Origin of the sequence: Bradyrhizobium sp. SZCCHNS2022 (genome assembly GCF_032377575.1) — a bacterium.
Lineage (GTDB): Bacteria > Pseudomonadota > Alphaproteobacteria > Rhizobiales > Xanthobacteraceae > Bradyrhizobium > Bradyrhizobium aeschynomenes.
This window is the reverse complement of record NZ_JAUHHZ010000001.1, coordinates 4,525,558-4,541,428: the sequence shown is the minus strand read 5'-3', so window position 1 is coordinate 4,541,428 and position 15,871 is coordinate 4,525,558. Positions and strand designations below refer to the sequence as shown.

Here is a 15,871-nt window from a genome sequence, read left to right as displayed (position 1 = left end):
GCGCCACAATCTGGAACCTTCGTGCCATGTTCGAGCGCATCTTGCGGTGGACCCTCGTAGCAATCGCCGTCGCGGGTCTCGCCGCCGGCGGCGTTGCGCATCTGGTCGGCCGGCCCGATCTCGCAGGATATGCCTTCACGGCATCGACGGTGCCGGTCATCCTTGGCCTGCTTGTCTCGATCGTCAGAGATTTTCTGGCCGGACGCATCGGCGTCGACGCCATCGCGCTGGTGTCGATGAGCGCGGCGATCGTCCTCGGCGAGCCGTTGGCGGGCGCCGTGGTGGCGCTGATGTATTCCGGCGGCAACGTGCTCGAGGACATCGCGGTCGCGCGTGCCGAGCACGATCTGCGGGCGCTGGTCGACCGGGCGCCGCGCTTGGCGCATCGCTGGCGTGAGGATCGCATCGAGGATGTTCCGGTCGCCGATGTCACCGTGGGCGACCGCCTGATGGTGCGGGCCGGGGAGATCGTTCCGGTCGATGGCGTGGTGGAAACAGCCATCGCCGTGGTCGACGAGTCGGCCCTCACGGGCGAGCCGATCCCGGTGTCGAAGACGCGCGGCATGGCGATTCTGTCGGGCTCGCTGAATGCCGGTGAGACCTTCGACCTGGCGGTCACCGCGACGGCGGGCGAAAGCACCTATGCCGGCATCGTCAAGCTGGTGACGACGGCCCAGACCGCCAAGGCGCCGTTCGTGCGGCTCGCCGACCGCTACGCCCTGATCTTCCTGCCGGTCAGCCTCGCCATCGCGGCCGCGGCCTACTTCGCCTCCGGCGATGTCATCCGCAGCCTGGCGGTCCTGGTCGCCGCGACGCCCTGTCCGCTGATCCTGGCGGCCCCGGTCGCTTTCATCGCCGGCGTGGCGCAGGCGGCGCGCAGCGGCATCCTGGTGAAGGGCGGCGGCAAGCTCGAGGCGCTGGCGCGGGCGCATACGGTGCTGTTCGACAAGACCGGCACGCTGACCGTCGGCGGCGCGCGGCTGCTCTCGGTCGAAGCGGCGCCCGGCGAGGAGGCCGATGCCGTGCTGCTGCTCGGCGCCTCGCTGGAGCAGGCCTCGCACCATGTGCTGGCGCACGCCATCGTCGAGGCCGGCCACGCCCGCGGGTTCAAGCTCAAGGTGCCGGAGGGAGTGCGGGAGACGATGGGCTCCGGCCTCGAAGGCGCCATCGACGGCCGCAGGATCAGCGCCGGCTCGCCGGACCTCATCCTCGGCAATCATGCGCCGCCACCTTGGGCGGCGCGCGCCATCCGACGCGCCTCCTGGCGCTCGGCGCTGATCGTCTTCGTGGCGGTCGAGGGCCGCCCGATCGGGGCGTTGCTGCTTGCCGACGAACTGCGTGCAGACACGCCGCGCGCCATCCGCTTGCTGCGCGAGGCGGGCATCGCGCGGATGGTGATGGTCACCGGCGACCGTGCGGCGGCCGCGCAGGCGATCGGTGCCGCGCTCGACCTCGATGCCGTGCTCGCCGATCGCGTGCCCTCCGACAAGGTCGACGCGGTCAAGAGCGAGCAGCGCCTGCATCCGACCATCATGGTCGGTGACGGCATCAACGACGCGCCGGCGCTGGCGTCGGCCGATGTCGGCATCGCGCTCGGCGCCCGCGGCGCCAGCGCCTCGTCCGAGGCCGCCGACGTCGTCATCCTGGCGGACCGGCTCGACCGTGTCGGCGAGGCGATCGTGATCGCGCAGCGCGCCCGACGGATCGCGCTGGAGAGCATCATCGCCGGCATGGCGCTGTCCTTCATTGCCATGGGAGCTGCGGCCTTCGGCCTGCTGCAGCCGGTGCCCGCGGCCCTGGTGCAGGAGGCGATCGACGTCGCCGTCATTCTCAACGCGCTCAGGGCGCTGCTCCCGGGCGGCCGCGGCAGGGTCGGCCAGATCACGGCCGAGGACGGCCGCGGTCTCCGGCATGATCATCAGGCGCTGCTGCGCGGCCTCGACCGCCTGCGTGCCATCGTGGATGCGCTCGACGAGGCCGCCCCGGAGCGGGCGGTCGTCCTGATCGTCGAAGCCAATGCGCTGGTGCAGGACCAGGTCGTCGCGCATGAGCGCGATGACGAAGGCTCGGTCTATCCCAGGCTGGCGCGGCTGCTGCAGGATAGTCACGGCCTGTCCGCGATGAGCCGGGCGCACCGGGAAATCCTGCATCTGGCGCGCCTGCTCGGGCGGGTGGTCGAGGACCTGCCGTCGGAAAAGGTCGACCGCTATCTGATCCGCGATGCCCAGCGGGTCATCGAGGCGATCGAGACCCTGGTGCGCATGCACACCGCCCAGGAGGACGACATCTACGAGGCTGTCGCGGCGCGCTCGGCCGCGTAGCTCAGCCCGAGTGCCGGGGCAGGTCGATGCGCTCGCCGGCAAATTCGGCCGGGCCTTCGACCAGGCGACGGATGCGCCGCTCGCGCTCGTCGGCAGGCAGGCTCGGATCGAGCATCTGATCGATCAGCCGGATCGCATTCTGCTCGATGGCAACCGGGTCACGCAGTTTCGGCTGTGTCATGGCCGGCGGCCTCGACGCATGCAGGCCGATCGCGAGCAGCCGGCTGATCGCATCCGAGCGCGTGATCTGGTGCGTCTCGGCCCAGGCATCGATGTCGGCGGTGAGCTGCTGCGACAGCTTCACCGCGCTCACTGCATCATGTCCCAGCCGGACAGCGGGACTGTGATCCCTGCGCGTGTCGGACAATGGCGTCATCGGCGTCATCTGCCTGTTGATCATATCAGCCTAAAATATGCGTGGGGGAATGGGATTTGATTTCGATCAAGGACGGCCTAAGAAAGCGGCGTTCTCGCGGCGGTTCCGCCGTCGGAGGCCAAACATCTGTCTGCCGCCCGGCGGCCGGCGCAGCGTGATCCCGAAGATCGTCATTGCCCATGCGATTCCTGCACACCTTTCAGCTCCATGATTTCCTCGACACGCTGGTCAGCCTGTTCGCCGCCTTTGTGTTGGGCACGCTGATCGGCGCCGAGCGGCAGTACCGGCAGCGCAGCGCCGGCCTGCGCACCAACGTGCTGGTTGCCGTCGGCGCGGCGGCCTTCGTCGACATCGGCAACCGCCTCACCGGCGCTGACGGCGCAGTGCGGATCATTGCCTATGTCGTGTCGGGCATCGGCTTTCTCGGCGCCGGCACGATCATGAAGGAAGGCATGAACGTCCGCGGCCTCAACACGGCGGCCACGTTGTGGGCCTCCGCCGCCGTCGGCGCCTGTGCGGGTGCCGACCTGCTCGCCCAATCGGTCGCGCTGACCCTGTTCGTGCTCGCGGGCAACACGCTGCTGCGGCCATTGGTCAACGCCATCGACCGCATCCCGCTGAATGCGCGGGCCTCGGAGGCCAATTACAAGATCGTCGTGACGACCGATGTTCTGCATGTCGCCGAGCTGCGCGAGGCGCTCGACGAGCGGCTGGAGGCCGCCAAATATCCGGTGCGGGAAACCGATGTCGCCTACCGCTCCGAGGACATCGTGGAGATCGTCGCGACCTTGGTGCCGCTGGCGGCCGAGACCGCCGAGCTCGATCGCGTCGTATCGGAGCTGGCGAAGCTGTCCGGCGTGCGTCATGCGACCTGGAACGTCAGCGCGCTGGAGTAGCGGCGCAACGAGGCGTCCGCCCGAAACGCTGCTGCCTCCGCCATGGTCCGACATTCCCCGCAACCAACTCATCGAACATGGGCCGAATGTTCCATGTCGCCTGTGAACCATGGCTGAATGGGCAGCCCGTCGCCCGGCGGCACGCCGGCAGGTATCGCCGTGCGGGGTCAGCCTCGCTGCAGTCTGGCGCAGCAGGATCGCCCGGCAGCTGAACCTGCTTGACAGGGATGATCGTAGCTCCCCATGGAAGGCCTACTCCGGACGGATGACCACGCGATGCCGATGACCAGCGCTGCGGACTATTATGCCTCGATCCCGGTGTTTCGCGGCTTTGCGCGGCTGATGGAGCCGCAGCTCTACAAGCCGGTGCCGGACGACTGGATGATCGGCACGGCCGACATCGTCGAGTCGACGAAGGCGATTGCCGACAAGCGCTACAAGGCGGTCAACATGGCCGGCGCCGCGGTCATCGCCGCGGTCACCAATGCGCTGGAGGGGCGTGAATTCCCATTCGTGTTCGGCGGCGATGGTGCGAGCTTTGCGGTCGGACCGGACGATGCGGCCGCCGCGCGCGAGGCGCTGGCGACGACAGCGACCTGGGTCCGCGAGGATCTCGGCCTCTCGATGCGCGTCGCGCTGGTGCCGGTGAGCGCGATCCGCGCAGAGGGGCTCGACGTGCGCGTGGCGCGCTACGGACCGTCGGCCAATCTGTCCTATGCGATGTTCGCCGGCGGTGGGCTGGGCTGGGCCGAGGCCGCGATGAAGCGAGGCGAGTTCGCGATCCCGCCAGCGCCGCCCGGCGCGCAACCCGACCTGTCGGGGTTGTCATGCCGGTTCGAGGAGATGCCGTCCTCGCGCGGTCTGATCCTCTCGGTGCTGGTGCTGCCGGCAGCCGGGGCCGAGCCGGACGCGTTTCGCAAGGCGATCGAGGACATCATCGCGCTGACCGAGCGCAGCCCTGATGCCGGGCGGCCGGTGCCCGCCGGCGGTCCGGCGCTCAACTGGCCGCCGCAGGGACTGGGCTACGAGGTGCGGGCGACGCGCGGCAGCTCGCTGCTCTCACGCTGGGTCCGCGTGCTCGGGCGCACGCTGTTCGTCTATACGGTCATGCGCTTCGGCATCCGCATGGGCGGCTTCGTGCCGGAGCTCTACCGGCAGCAGGTCGTGGAAAATTCCGACTTTCGGAAGTATGACGACGCGCTGCGCATGATCCTCGACTGCACCGAGGAGCTTGCGCGGGAGCTGGAGCGGCGGCTCGGTGCTGCCGCGTCACGGGGCATCGTGCGCTATGGCCTGCACCGGCAGGGCGCGGCGATGATGACCTGCTTCACGCCCTCGGCCATTCGCCCCGATCACGTCCATTTCGTCGACGGCGCCCAGGGCGGCTACGCGTCGGCGGCGACCGCGCTCAAGGCCGCGGCCGCCTGAGCGCGACGTCAGCGCGAGCGCGTCCAGGTCTCGCCGCCGCACAGCGTGCCGACGCAGCCTTCGACCTTCAGCGTATCGGGACCGGACACCGAGATGTGGCTGGTGTAGCTCTGGCCGTCATCGGCGTTGTAGATCTTGCCGGACCATTTGTTCGGCCCATCGGGGCGGACACCTTCGAACAGCTGCAGGCCGATGATCGGGCGATTGGCCAGCGCGCGGTTGGGGTTCTTGTTGTCGACGGCCGGCTTGCCGGTGTCGGTGTCCATCGGCTCCTTCAGCCACACGACGGTGCCGCACAGATTGGCGCCGCACTTGGCGACCTTGATCCTGGCGTCGCCGGCCTGGGTCAGCCAGGTGCCGCTCGGATCGTCGGCAGCCAGGGCCGGCTGCGCGATCACCAGAGCCGCCAGTGTGAGACCAGCCAGACGCAATTTCCAAATCATCTTACCCCCCGTTCAAGCCGCGCTTCCTTAACAGCAAACGGCGCGGTTGCAATCGGGAGAGGTGCGGTTGTCCAAAGCGCCGTCATCACGATCGGGTGCAATGCTGGCGGGTTGTCTCAATTCCTTGCGCGGTTGTCTCATGGCCCCTCGGATCAGATCTGGCTGGCGCGACAATCACCGCCGTCGTCCCGGCCTTGAGCCGGAACCCATACCCACAGGGAGTGGTTTGAGGCAGGCTGGTCGTTGGCTTCTGTGCCCATCACGTCTGCTGAGGAGTCTGGATCCCGGATCGGCGCCATGCCGCGCTGGCGCGCGTCATGGCTTGTCCGGGACGACAGCAATGGGTGGAGCGGATTTTACGAGTCAAACAGCGATCGACTTGAAGACATGAAGGCGTGGTCTCGCGGCGAAACTCGCCCGAGTGGTGCATCGAACACGTCCCTCGCAATCATGCAGAGGGCGCAGGGAATGCCGGGTGAGGGCCTCACCCATGGCCCGCCTGCTGAAAAAATGCAGGCGGCAGGTACCACAGGCAAAGCCGAACACGCCGGCATTCCCTGCGCGATGGTCTTCACGCTTATACGCAGTCTCCCTGGTGCGCCGGCTTGTTGGCCACCATGCCGCGACAAGGCTTGCGCCTTGCGCTGTCGACACCAGCTTCGGGGTGTCAGGACGCTGCGACTTCACGTCCGCGATCGATCGTTCGTCCGCGCCTTCGTGAGAAGACGCTGCGATCCCTCGCGGCCACCGCATCCCCGCCTCGCGTGTCGTGACGATCGCGCGCTACGCCCCTGCTGCATGAGGCGGGATGCGCGGAAGATAATCATGATTTACGGAAATACGCAAGAGGATTATTTTTTTCGGAAGTTGTATTGTCGGAGATGGCGGGTAGAGAGAGCCCGGCGGGCACTGCCCGTGCCCCGCGCTCCGCTGTCGTCCCGGCCTTGAGCCGGGACCCAGACGCCGCGGCGGACGTGTTGGGCGAAGAGCCAATTGCAGGCGTGGGTCAAACTGCTCCCTGGGGGTAGGGGTCCCGGATCGGCGCGCGCGTTGCGCGCTTGTCCGGGACGACGCGAGAGAGGTCTTGTGCTGTCACCACGGCAGTCCGCACAGATCGATCGTTCCGCGGGTCGGCGCGGTGCGTTTGACGTCGTGGACCATCGCCGACAGCGTGTCGAAGCGGATGCGGCCCTTCTCCGGCTGCTCGGCATAGACATCGCCGTCAAACGGGATGAAGCCGCGTGCGCCGTAGAAGCCGAGGCGGTCGGGCGCGCAGAACAGGAGGGCGTAGTTGATGGAGTCCTCGTGCCGCAACGTCTGAATCGCGGCGTTCAGCCCGACCGTGGCCAGCCCGCGATTGCGCATGTCAGCGCGCGTCAAAACGCCGCCGATGCCGGCGATGTTGACGTTCTGCCCGTTCCATTTCACCAGGCGGCGATAGATGCCGACATGACAGAGCATATCGCCGGCCTCGTCCAGCACCAGCACGCGCAGGTCGGCATGCGCAAAGGTGATACCGGCCCAGGGTAAGGTGGCGACCACCTCGGGCGGCCAGATCGCGTCATGGAGCGGCTTGACCTGCGGCCAGGAGACGTCGCCATTCAGGACCTCGATTTCGATGCTCATCAAAACGGCTCGCTTTTTCCAGAATCACAGTGTTTAGGAGGTCGGAACCTTCTATAAGGAGGTCCCGTTAAATCCCGTCTTCCCACAAGTTGCGGAACCGACCCCATGACATTTACGCTTCCCCCCCTGCCTTACGCCTATGAAGCCCTCGGCCCCTACATGTCCAAGGAGACGCTCGAGTACCACCACGACAAGCATCACCAGGCCTATGTGACCAACGGCAACAATGCGATCAAGGGGACCGAATTCGAAGGCAAGTCCCTCGAGGAGATCGTCAAGGGCTCGTTCGGCAAGAACGCCGCGATCTTCAACAATGCCGGCCAGCACTACAACCACATCCATTTCTGGTCGTGGATGAAGCCGAATGGCGGCGGCTCCAAGCTGCCGGGCGCGCTGGAGAAGAAGATCAACGAGGACCTCGGCGGCTTCGAGAAGTTCAAGGCCGATTTCGCCGCCGCCGGTGTCGGCCAGTTCGGCTCGGGCTGGTGCTGGCTCTCCGTCAAGGACGGCAAGCTGGAAATCTCCAAGACCCCGAACGGCGAGAACCCGCTGGTGCACGGCGCGACCCCGATCCTCGGCTGCGACGTCTGGGAGCACTCCTACTACATCGACTATCGCAACCGCCGTCCCGACTATCTCAAGGCGTTCGTCGAGAACCTCATCAACTGGGAATATGTCGAAGAGCTGTACAGCAAGGCTGTCTGATCTGACATGATCGACAGAGGAGGGCGGCGAGCTTGGAGTTCGCCGCCCTTTTTATTTGGCGCGTTGGGTGTTTGACGCTGATGTGACGTGGGCAGGCGTTGCAAGGATGAGACCGCTGCGGCAAAAGTCTTGCATCGTTCGAGATGGGCGGCAGGGCAGTTCGTGCTCCTCGATGCCGTGCGGGGGTGAAGGTCCGTGAATCAGCTGTTAGGCTATCTGCTCGTTTTCGTCGGTGGCGGATCCGGAGCTGCGCTGCGCCACGCCGTCAACATGGCGAGCAGCAAGGCGTTCGGCACCGCCTTTCCCTACGGCACCTTCATCATCAACATCACCGGCTCGACCGTGATGGGCCTGATCGCCGGCTATTTCACGTTCAGGAGCGGCGCCAGCCATCAATGGTGGCGGTTGGTGCTCATGACCGGCATCCTCGGCGGCTACACCACGTTCTCCGCCTTTTCGCTCGATACAGCACTGCTCTATGAACGCGGGGCGCTGGGGCTGGCAGTCCTTTACGTGCTCGGTTCGGTCGGCATCTCCATCGCCGGCCTGTTCGCCGGCTTGGCGCTGATGCGGGCCTTGAGCTGAGAGCTAGATCTGATGATGGCCCTGATGTCCTGCCCAGACGGCGGTGTGCTCCCTCTCCCCGTTCTTCACGGGGAGAGGGTCGGGGTGAGGGGCAGCGGCACGGGCGGTGCTAGTGAAAGGCCTTTCTCACTCACTCTCGGCCTCGCCTGAACCGCGCGATTAGGGACGTCGCTTCGAGGACGACGCTGGCGTGCATCGTCTGAAGAAATCAGTACGAGCTGTAGCTCGCCAGCTGGCACCACCCGTGCGGCTGCCCCTCACCCCAACCCTCTCCCCGTGAAGAACGGGGAGAGGGCGCGCACCGGCGGTGCGGCTCAAGCTCGCCTTGCCCTCGAATGCGGGTCGGACCAGGACCGTCCAAGCGGGAAAACGTCCCTCGGCTGCGGTGGACAGGGGTGATGTTATAATGTAACATTATGACGAAATGACCCACTCCGCGCTTCAGAGTCACGGCCACAGCCATGCGCATGGCGCGCAGGGGCACAGCCACGGCCATCATCACGCTCACAGCCATGACCCCGCCGCGCCGCATCCGGCGCAGCCGGCGCCGTGGTCGATCCTGCGGATGCCGGTGACGGTGCGGCTCGGCGCCGCCCTCGCCGCCAGCGCGGTGCTGTGGGTGATCGTCATCCTGGCGATGCGGTGAGAGCCATGGCGCAACTGCAGTTCCGCGACGTCACCCTGGGCTATGACCGGCACCCGGCCGTCCATCACCTCTCCGGCGACGTGACCGAGGGCGCGCTGCTGGCCGTGATCGGCCCCAACGGCGCCGGCAAGTCGACCCTGTTCCGCGGCATCGTCGGCCTGCTGAAGCCGCTCGCCGGCAGCATCTCCGCCGCCGGGCTGAAGCCGCGCGAGATCGCCTATCTGCCGCAGATCGCCGACATCGACCGCTCCTTCCCAATCTCGGTGTTCGACTTCGTCAGCACCGGGCTATGGCGCAGCACAGGGATCTTCGGCGGCATCGGTGCGGCCGCGCGCGAGAAGATCGCGCAAGCCATTGCCGCGGTCGGCCTCACCGGGTTCGAGGGCCGCGGCATCGGCACGCTGTCGGGCGGCCAGATGCAGCGCATGCTGTTCGCGCGCGTGCTGCTGCAGGATGCCCGGGTGATCGTGCTCGACGAGCCGTTCAATGCGATGGACTCCAAGACGTCGGCGGATCTCCTGAAGTTGATCGAGCACTGGCACGGCGAGCGGCGCACCGTGCTGGCGGCGCTGCACGACATGGACATGGTGCGCGCGCACTTCCCGCAGACCCTGCTGCTCGCGCGCGAGGCGGTGGCCTGGGGACCGACCGCGGAAGTGTTGACGACAGACAATCTCTCGCAGGCGCGCCGGATGTGCGAGGCGTTCGACGATGCCGCTGCGCCCTGCCTGCCGGCGCACGCCTCTCAGGCTGCGTGATGTTGCACGAGCTGCTGTTCGCCCCGTTCTCGGATTTCGAGTTCATGCGCCGCGCCCTCGCGGCCGTCATCGCACTGTCGCTCGGCTCCGGTCCGATCGGCGTCTTCCTGATGCTCCGGCGCATGAGCCTGGTGGGCGATGCCATGGCGCATGCGATCCTGCCCGGTGCCGCGATCGGCTTCCTGCTGTCGGGGCTCAATCTGTTCGCCATGACCACGGGCGGCCTGATCGCCGGCTTCGCTGTGGCGCTGCTGTCCGGTCTCGTCTCGCGTTCCACCGGATTGAAGGAGGACGCCTCGATGGCGACCTTCTATCTGGCCTCGCTGGCGATCGGCGTCACCATCGTCTCGGTCAAGGGCACCAACATCGATCTGCTGCACGTGCTGTTCGGCAACATCCTGGCGATGGATGATCCGACCCTGCTGATGGTCGCGACCAACGCGACGATCACGCTGATCGTGCTCGCGGTGATCTACCGCCCCCTGGTGGTCGAGAGCGTCGATCCCCTGTTCCTGCGCACGGTGAGCCGGGCCGGCGCGCCGGCGCATCTGGTCTTTCTCGGTCTGATCGTGGTCAATCTCGTCAACGGCTTCCAGGCGCTCGGCACCTTGCTCGCGGTCGGCCTGATGATCCTCCCGGCCGGCATTGCGCGGTTCTGGTCGCGCGACGTCACGCCGATGATCTGCATCGCCGTCGGATCGGCGATCGTCTCCGGCTACATCGGCCTGGTGCTGTCGTTCCAGACCCGCATTCCCTCCGGCCCCGCGATCATCCTGGTCGCATCGCTGATCTATCTCGGCTCGGTTCTGTTCGGACGCGTGGGCGGCGTGCTTCCGCAGCTGTTTCCGGGGCGTCACCTCGAAGCGTGAAATTGATGTCCATGATGCGCCTGCTCTCCGTCGTCGGTCTGATCCTTGCTCTCGTCACCCCCGCATCCGCGCAGACGCGGCTGAACGTCATCACCAGCTTCTCGATCCTGGCCGACTTCGTCCGCCAGGTCGGCGGCGACAAGGTCAGTGTCGTGTCGCTGGTCGGCCCGGACAGCGACGTCCACGTCTACACGCCGACGCCGCACGACGCGAAGGAGGTCGGCGCGGCGAAGCTCCTCATCGTCAACGGCTTCGGCCTCGAAGGCTGGCTGCCGCGGTTGCAGCAGGCGTCGGGCAGCAAGGCGCCGATCATCGTGGCGACGACAGGGATCACCCCGCGCAAGCGCGGCTCGGATGCCGATCCGCATGCCTGGCAGTCGGTCGGCAACGCCAAGGTCTATGTGACGAACATCCGCGATGCGCTGGTGGCGGCGGACCCTGCCGATGCCGAGACGTTCAAGGCCAATGCCGCGCGCTATCTCGGCGAGCTCGATGCGCTCGATCGCGAGGTGCGCGCGGAGGCCGACAAGATCCCGGCCGAGCGGCGCAAGGTGATCTCCACCCATGACGCCTTCGGCTATTTCGCCGATGCCTATGGCATCGCCTTCATCGCCCCGCTCGGCGTCTCGACCGAGACCGAGCCGTCGGCCCGCGACGTCGCCGAGATCATCCGCCAGGTGAAAAAAGCCGGGATTCCGGCCGTCTTCCTGGAGAATTTCAACGACGACCGCCTGGTCGGGCGGATCGCGGCCGAGACCGGCGCCAAGATCGGCGGCACCCTGTATTCGGACGCCCTGAGCGATGAAAAGGGGCCCGTTCCCACTTACATTGCCCTGGTCAGGCACAATATAAGGGCCCTGACGAGCGCGCTGGTCCGTTAGGGTTTTCGAGCCCTCGCGGCGGGGCGCTTTTGAGCCATTTTCGACGCGATCCCACGTTTTCGGAGTGCGCATGTCCGACGCGAGCAAGACCCCCGTGACGGTGCTGACCGGCTATCTCGGCGCCGGCAAGACCACCCTTCTCAACCGCATCCTCTCCGAAGACCACGGCAAGAAGTACGCCGTCATCGTCAACGAGTTCGGCGAGATCGGCATCGACAACGACCTCATCGTCGGCGCCGACGAGGAAGTGTTCGAGATGAACAATGGCTGCATCTGCTGCACCGTGCGCGGCGACCTCGTCCGCATCATCTCCGGCCTGATGCGCCGCAAGGGCAAGTTCGACGCGATCATCGTCGAGACCACCGGGCTCGCCGATCCGGCGCCGGTGGCGCAGACCTTCTTCGTCGACGAGGACGTGCAGAAGAACGCGCGGCTCGATGCGGTGGTCACCGTCGCCGACGCAAAGTGGCTGTCGGACCGGCTCAAGGATGCGCCGGAGGCCAAGAACCAGATCGCCTTCGCCGACGTCATCGTGCTCAACAAGACCGATCTCGTCACCAAGCCGGAGCTCGCCGAGGTCGAGGCGCGCATCCGCGCGATCAACCCCTACGCGCGGCTGCATCGCACCGAGCGTTGCCAGATCGCGATCTCGGACGTGCTGGAGCGCGGCGCGTTCGATCTCGATCGCATCCTGGAGATCGAGCCGGAATTCTTGAACGCCGGCGACGATCACGATCATCACCACCATGATCACGACCACGGCCATGATCATCACCACCATGACCACGGCCTGAAGCACTATCACGACGAGGAGATGCAGTCGCTGTCGCTGCGCTCCGACAAGCCGCTCGACCCGGCGAAATTCATGCCGTGGCTGCAGAACCTGGTGCAGACCGAAGGCGGGAAGATCCTGCGCTCCAAGGGCATCCTGGCGTTCCAGGACGATGACGACCGCTACGTCTTCCAGGGCGTGCACATGATGCTGGAGGGCGATCACCAGCGGAAGTGGAAGCCGGACGAGGCGCGGCAGAGCCGCGTCGTCTTCATCGGCCGCGAGCTGCCGGAAGACGCCATCCGCGAAGGTTTTGAACGCTGCATCGTGACCTGATGACCAACTTCGATACGGGCGGCGAGGCCGCATCCATCGTCTCCGTCACCGACAAGGTGAAGCCGGTCTCGCTCGGCATGGCCGTCACGGCAGTGCATTATCTCGGCGATCGCGCAGCCTTCGTCGGCACCGAGGAGAGCGTCGCGGTGGTCGACACCGAGGGCGAGATCAGCAAGGTCGAGGTGTCCAGTGGCGGCATTTTGTCGGCGGTGTCGGACGGCTCGCGCATCCTGTTCGGCGGCGATGACGGCAAGGTCTCGGCGCTCGACAAGGCCGGCACGGTGAGCGTGCTCGCGACCGATCCGAAGCGGCGCTGGATCGACAATGTCGCCGTCCATCCGGATGGCGCGATCGCCTGGTCGGTCGGCAAGACCGCGTTCGTGCGGGCGCCGAAGGGCGAGGAGAAGTCGCTCGAGGTGCCCTCGACCGCGGGCGGGCTGGCGTTCGCGCCGAAGGGGCTGCGGCTGGCGATCGCGCACTACAACGGCGCGACCCTGTGGTTTCCGAACATGGCGGGCGAACCGGAATTCCTCGGCTGGGCCGGCTCGCATCACGCCGTCACGTTCAGCCCGGACAACAAGTTCCTGGTCACCGCGATGCACGAGCCGGCGCTGCATGGCTGGCGGCTCGCCGATAGCCGGCACATGCGCATGACCGGCTACCCGTCGCGGGTGAAGTCGATGTCCTGGGGCAGCGGCGGGCGTTTCCTCGCCACGTCGGGCGCCGACATGGTCATCCTCTGGCCGTTCGTCGGCAAGGACGGCCCGATGGGCAAGGAGCCGGCGATGCTGGCGCCGATGAAGGCCAAGGTCACGGCCGTCGCCTGCCATCCCAAGCAGGACATTCTCGCCTGCGGCTACGACGACGGCACGGTGCTGATGGTGCGGATGCAGGACGGCGCCGAGATTCTGGTACGCCGGAACGAGACCCCGCCGGTGGTGGCGCTGGGCTGGAATGCCGCGGGAACCTGGCTGGCGTTCTCCGACGAAAGCGGCGAGGCGGGGCTGCTGCGGCTCTGAGGGGCCGGTAGGGGCGGAAGTGGGGCATAGCGGCGCAGCCCCGAATGGGAACCGCGCCGCTGTCAATCCGTTGTTCCCGCGCATGATCCGATGCGAGCGCCACATGAGGTGGCGCGATGCGCGTCGAACGATGCGGAGGACAGCCGATGGCCCCGATCAACAGCAAACGCACTCTGCGCCGCGACCTCTGGCTTGCAGCCGGTCTGCTCGGCCTCGGCGCGCTGGTGGCGATCATCTCGTTCACCGAGATCAAGGCCGGACATCTCGACCAGATGGCGCAGGCGACGCCCGAGCCCTCGGCCACGCCCGCCGAATCCAAGCCCGGCGGCACCCGCCCGACCACGCCGGCGCCGGAGCCCGCGCGCCCGGACATCGAAGCTCAGAAGGAAGGCGCCAAGCCGGCCCTGCCGCCGGCCCCGGCCGAGAAGGTCGCACCGCCGATGGAGAAGAAGTAGTCGGTCGCCACGAGCGAAGTGCTCGATTGGGCGCATTCTGTCTCAACGTCGTCATGCCCGGGCTTGACCCGGGCATCCACGTCTTTCGTTGGGTGCGGCTACGTGGATGGCCGGGTCAAGCCCGGCCATGACGGAGGTGAGGGTGTGGATGAACGCAGCCGGAATTTCCGTCGTCGTCCCGGCGAACGCCGGGACCCATAGTCACCGTTCGTGATTTGAGACAGGCTGTTAGCTCCAGCTCCCGCCTCATAGGCGTCACGGAGTCTGGGTCCCGGCTCGAGGCCGGGACGACAGCGGAGGCTTACCGCACCAGGATGTTGCGGAACTGCCAGGGATCGGAGGTGTCGATGTCCTCCGGGAACAGGCCCGGGCGATCGTTCAGCGGCGTCCAGTCCGTGTAGTAGCCCTTGACCGGGCCGAGATACGGCGTCTGGATTTCCAGGCAGCGGCGGAAGTCCATTTCGTCGGCTTCGACGATGCCGGCGTTCGGGTTCTCCAGCGCCCAGACCATGCCGGCGAGCACGGCGGAGGACACCTGCATGCCTGTGGCGTTCTGATACGGCGCGACGCGGCGGGTTTCCTCGATCGAGAGCTGCGAGCCGTACCAATAGGCATTCTTGCCGTGGCCGTAGAGCAGCACGCCGAGCTCGTCGATGCCGTCGACGATCTCGTTCTCATCCAGGATGTGCCACTTCTCCTGCATCTTGCCGGTGGCGCCGAAGATCTCGTGCAGCGACAGCACCGCGTCGTTGGCGGGGTGATAGGCGTAGTGGCAGGTCGGGCGATACACCACCTTGTCGCCGTCGCGGACCGTGTAGTAGTCGGCGATCGAGATCGACTCGTTGTGCGTCACCAGGAAGCCGTATTGCGCCCCCGGCGTCGGACACCACGAGCGCACGCGGGTGTTGGCGCCCGGCTGCAGCAGGTAGATCGCAGCGCCGCAGCCTTCGGTGTGGCAGCGGCCGTTCTCCGGCATCCACTTTTCATGCGTGCCCCAGCCGAGCTCGGCCGGCTGCATGCCCTCGGACACGAAACCCTCGACCGACCAGGTGTTGACGAACACGTCCATCGGCTTCGGGTTCTTGGAGCGCTGGGTGTCGCGCTCGGCAATGTGCACGCCCTTGACGCCGAGCTTCTGCATCAGCTGCGCCCAGCCTTCGCGGCTCCTGGGCTCGACGATCTCGGTCTTGGTGTCCTTGGCGATGTCGAGCAGCGCCTGCTTGACGAACCAGGACACCATGCCGGGATTGGCGCCGCAGGTCGACACGGCGGTGGTGCCGCCGGGGCTCTTGCGGCGCGCGGCCAGCAAGGTCTCGCGCAGCGCGTAGTTCGAGCGCTGCTCGACGCCCATCTGCTTGTCGAAATAGAAGCCGGCCCACGGCTCCACCACGGTGTCGATGTAGAGCGCGCCGATCTCGCGGCACAGGGTCATGATGTCGACCGAGGAGGTGTCGACCGAGAGGTTGACGCAAAAACCCTGGCCGCCGCCTTCGGTGAGCAGCGGCACCAAGAGCTCGCGGTAATTGTCGCGGGTCACGCCCTGCTGGATGAAGCGCACGCCGTGCTTCTTGGCGAGCTCGCCGTCGTCATGCGGATCGATGATGACGAAACGGCTCTTGTCGTAGTCGAAATGGCGTTCGATCAAAGGCAGGGTGCCCTTGCCGATCGAGCCGAAGCCGATCATGACGATGGGGCCGGTGATCTTGGCGTGGATCTGCGAGCTCATGAGGGGTCTCTCTTCTCGGACGGTGGCTG

16 protein-coding genes are annotated in these 15,871 nt (G+C 66.7%); 12 read left to right on the top strand and 4 right to left on the bottom strand.

Translation table 11 applies throughout. The features are described from left to right. Positions 1 to 26: 26 nt before the first annotated feature. Complete coding sequence (locus QXZ94_RS20420) at positions 27 to 2,321, top strand: heavy metal translocating P-type ATPase (protein WP_315721923.1); 2,295 nt, start codon at positions 27 to 29, stop codon at positions 2,319 to 2,321. A gap of 1 nt (position 2,322) precedes the next feature. On the opposite strand, the gene QXZ94_RS20415 is transcribed toward QXZ94_RS20420, so the two are convergent. After that, a complete protein-coding gene (locus QXZ94_RS20415) occupies positions 2,323 to 2,721 on the bottom strand; it encodes a hypothetical protein (protein ID WP_315721922.1) in 399 nt (132 codons plus the stop codon). A gap of 155 nt (positions 2,722 to 2,876) precedes the next feature. On the opposite strand from QXZ94_RS20415, the gene QXZ94_RS20410 reads away from it, so the two are divergent. After that, positions 2,877 to 3,593, top strand: coding sequence for an MgtC/SapB family protein (locus QXZ94_RS20410; RefSeq protein WP_315726405.1), 717 nt, complete (start codon positions 2,877 to 2,879; stop codon positions 3,591 to 3,593). A gap of 276 nt (positions 3,594 to 3,869) precedes the next feature. Next, positions 3,870 to 5,021 (top strand): DUF3095 domain-containing protein, encoded by a 1,152-nt coding sequence (locus QXZ94_RS20405; protein WP_315721921.1) that lies wholly within the window; start codon positions 3,870 to 3,872, stop codon positions 5,019 to 5,021. A gap of 8 nt (positions 5,022 to 5,029) precedes the next feature. On the opposite strand, the gene QXZ94_RS20400 is transcribed toward QXZ94_RS20405, so the two are convergent. Together QXZ94_RS20400 and QXZ94_RS20395 are read right to left on the bottom strand one after the other, a co-directional pair. Then, positions 5,030 to 5,464 (bottom strand): DUF2147 domain-containing protein, encoded by a 435-nt coding sequence (locus QXZ94_RS20400; RefSeq protein ID WP_172113184.1) that lies wholly within the window; start codon positions 5,462 to 5,464, stop codon positions 5,030 to 5,032. A gap of 1,092 nt (positions 5,465 to 6,556) precedes the next feature. Then, complete coding sequence (locus QXZ94_RS20395; protein ID WP_315721920.1) at positions 6,557 to 7,090, bottom strand: GNAT family N-acetyltransferase; 534 nt, start codon at positions 7,088 to 7,090, stop codon at positions 6,557 to 6,559. A 105-nt stretch (positions 7,091 to 7,195) separates the two neighbouring features. Between QXZ94_RS20395 and QXZ94_RS20390 the strand changes: the two genes are divergently transcribed. From QXZ94_RS20390 to QXZ94_RS20350, 9 genes are all read left to right on the top strand, one after another. After that, a complete protein-coding gene (locus tag QXZ94_RS20390) occupies positions 7,196 to 7,795 on the top strand; it encodes a superoxide dismutase (protein ID WP_172113186.1) in 600 nt (199 codons plus the stop codon). Positions 7,796 to 7,990: 195 nt separating this feature from the next. Beyond that, positions 7,991 to 8,380, top strand: coding sequence for a fluoride efflux transporter CrcB (crcB, locus tag QXZ94_RS20385; protein ID WP_315721919.1), 390 nt, complete (start codon positions 7,991 to 7,993; stop codon positions 8,378 to 8,380). A gap of 424 nt (positions 8,381 to 8,804) precedes the next feature. Continuing rightward, complete coding sequence (locus QXZ94_RS20380; protein WP_315721918.1) at positions 8,805 to 9,026, top strand: hypothetical protein; 222 nt, start codon at positions 8,805 to 8,807, stop codon at positions 9,024 to 9,026. A gap of 5 nt (positions 9,027 to 9,031) precedes the next feature. Beyond that, positions 9,032 to 9,784: an ABC transporter ATP-binding protein gene (locus QXZ94_RS20375; protein ID WP_315721917.1), complete on the top strand. Its 753-nt coding sequence runs from the start codon at positions 9,032 to 9,034 to the stop codon at positions 9,782 to 9,784. Continuing rightward, a complete protein-coding gene (locus tag QXZ94_RS20370; protein ID WP_315721916.1) occupies positions 9,784 to 10,653 on the top strand; it encodes a metal ABC transporter permease in 870 nt (289 codons plus the stop codon). Before QXZ94_RS20375 ends, QXZ94_RS20370 begins: the two co-directional genes overlap by 1 nt. A gap of 11 nt (positions 10,654 to 10,664) precedes the next feature. Continuing rightward, on the top strand, positions 10,665 to 11,534 hold the full coding sequence (locus QXZ94_RS20365) for a metal ABC transporter substrate-binding protein (RefSeq protein ID WP_315726403.1): 870 nt from the start codon (positions 10,665 to 10,667) through the stop codon (positions 11,532 to 11,534). A gap of 70 nt (positions 11,535 to 11,604) precedes the next feature. Beyond that, complete coding sequence (locus QXZ94_RS20360; RefSeq protein WP_315721915.1) at positions 11,605 to 12,642, top strand: GTP-binding protein; 1,038 nt, start codon at positions 11,605 to 11,607, stop codon at positions 12,640 to 12,642. Next, the gene (locus tag QXZ94_RS20355; protein WP_315721914.1) at positions 12,642 to 13,661 is read left to right on the top strand and encodes a WD40 repeat domain-containing protein; all 1,020 of its coding nucleotides are present in this window, start codon (positions 12,642 to 12,644) and stop codon (positions 13,659 to 13,661) included. The genes QXZ94_RS20360 and QXZ94_RS20355 overlap by 1 nt, the downstream gene beginning before the upstream one ends. Positions 13,662 to 13,807: 146 nt before the next feature. Continuing rightward, positions 13,808 to 14,116, top strand: coding sequence for a hypothetical protein (locus QXZ94_RS20350; RefSeq protein ID WP_315721913.1), 309 nt, complete (start codon positions 13,808 to 13,810; stop codon positions 14,114 to 14,116). Between the two features lie 301 nt (positions 14,117 to 14,417). Here the strand turns inward: QXZ94_RS20350 and QXZ94_RS20345 are convergent, their stop codons facing one another. Then, positions 14,418 to 15,842: a homospermidine synthase gene (locus QXZ94_RS20345; RefSeq protein ID WP_315721912.1), complete on the bottom strand. Its 1,425-nt coding sequence runs from the start codon at positions 15,840 to 15,842 to the stop codon at positions 14,418 to 14,420. Between the last annotated feature and the right edge of the window lie 29 nt (positions 15,843 to 15,871).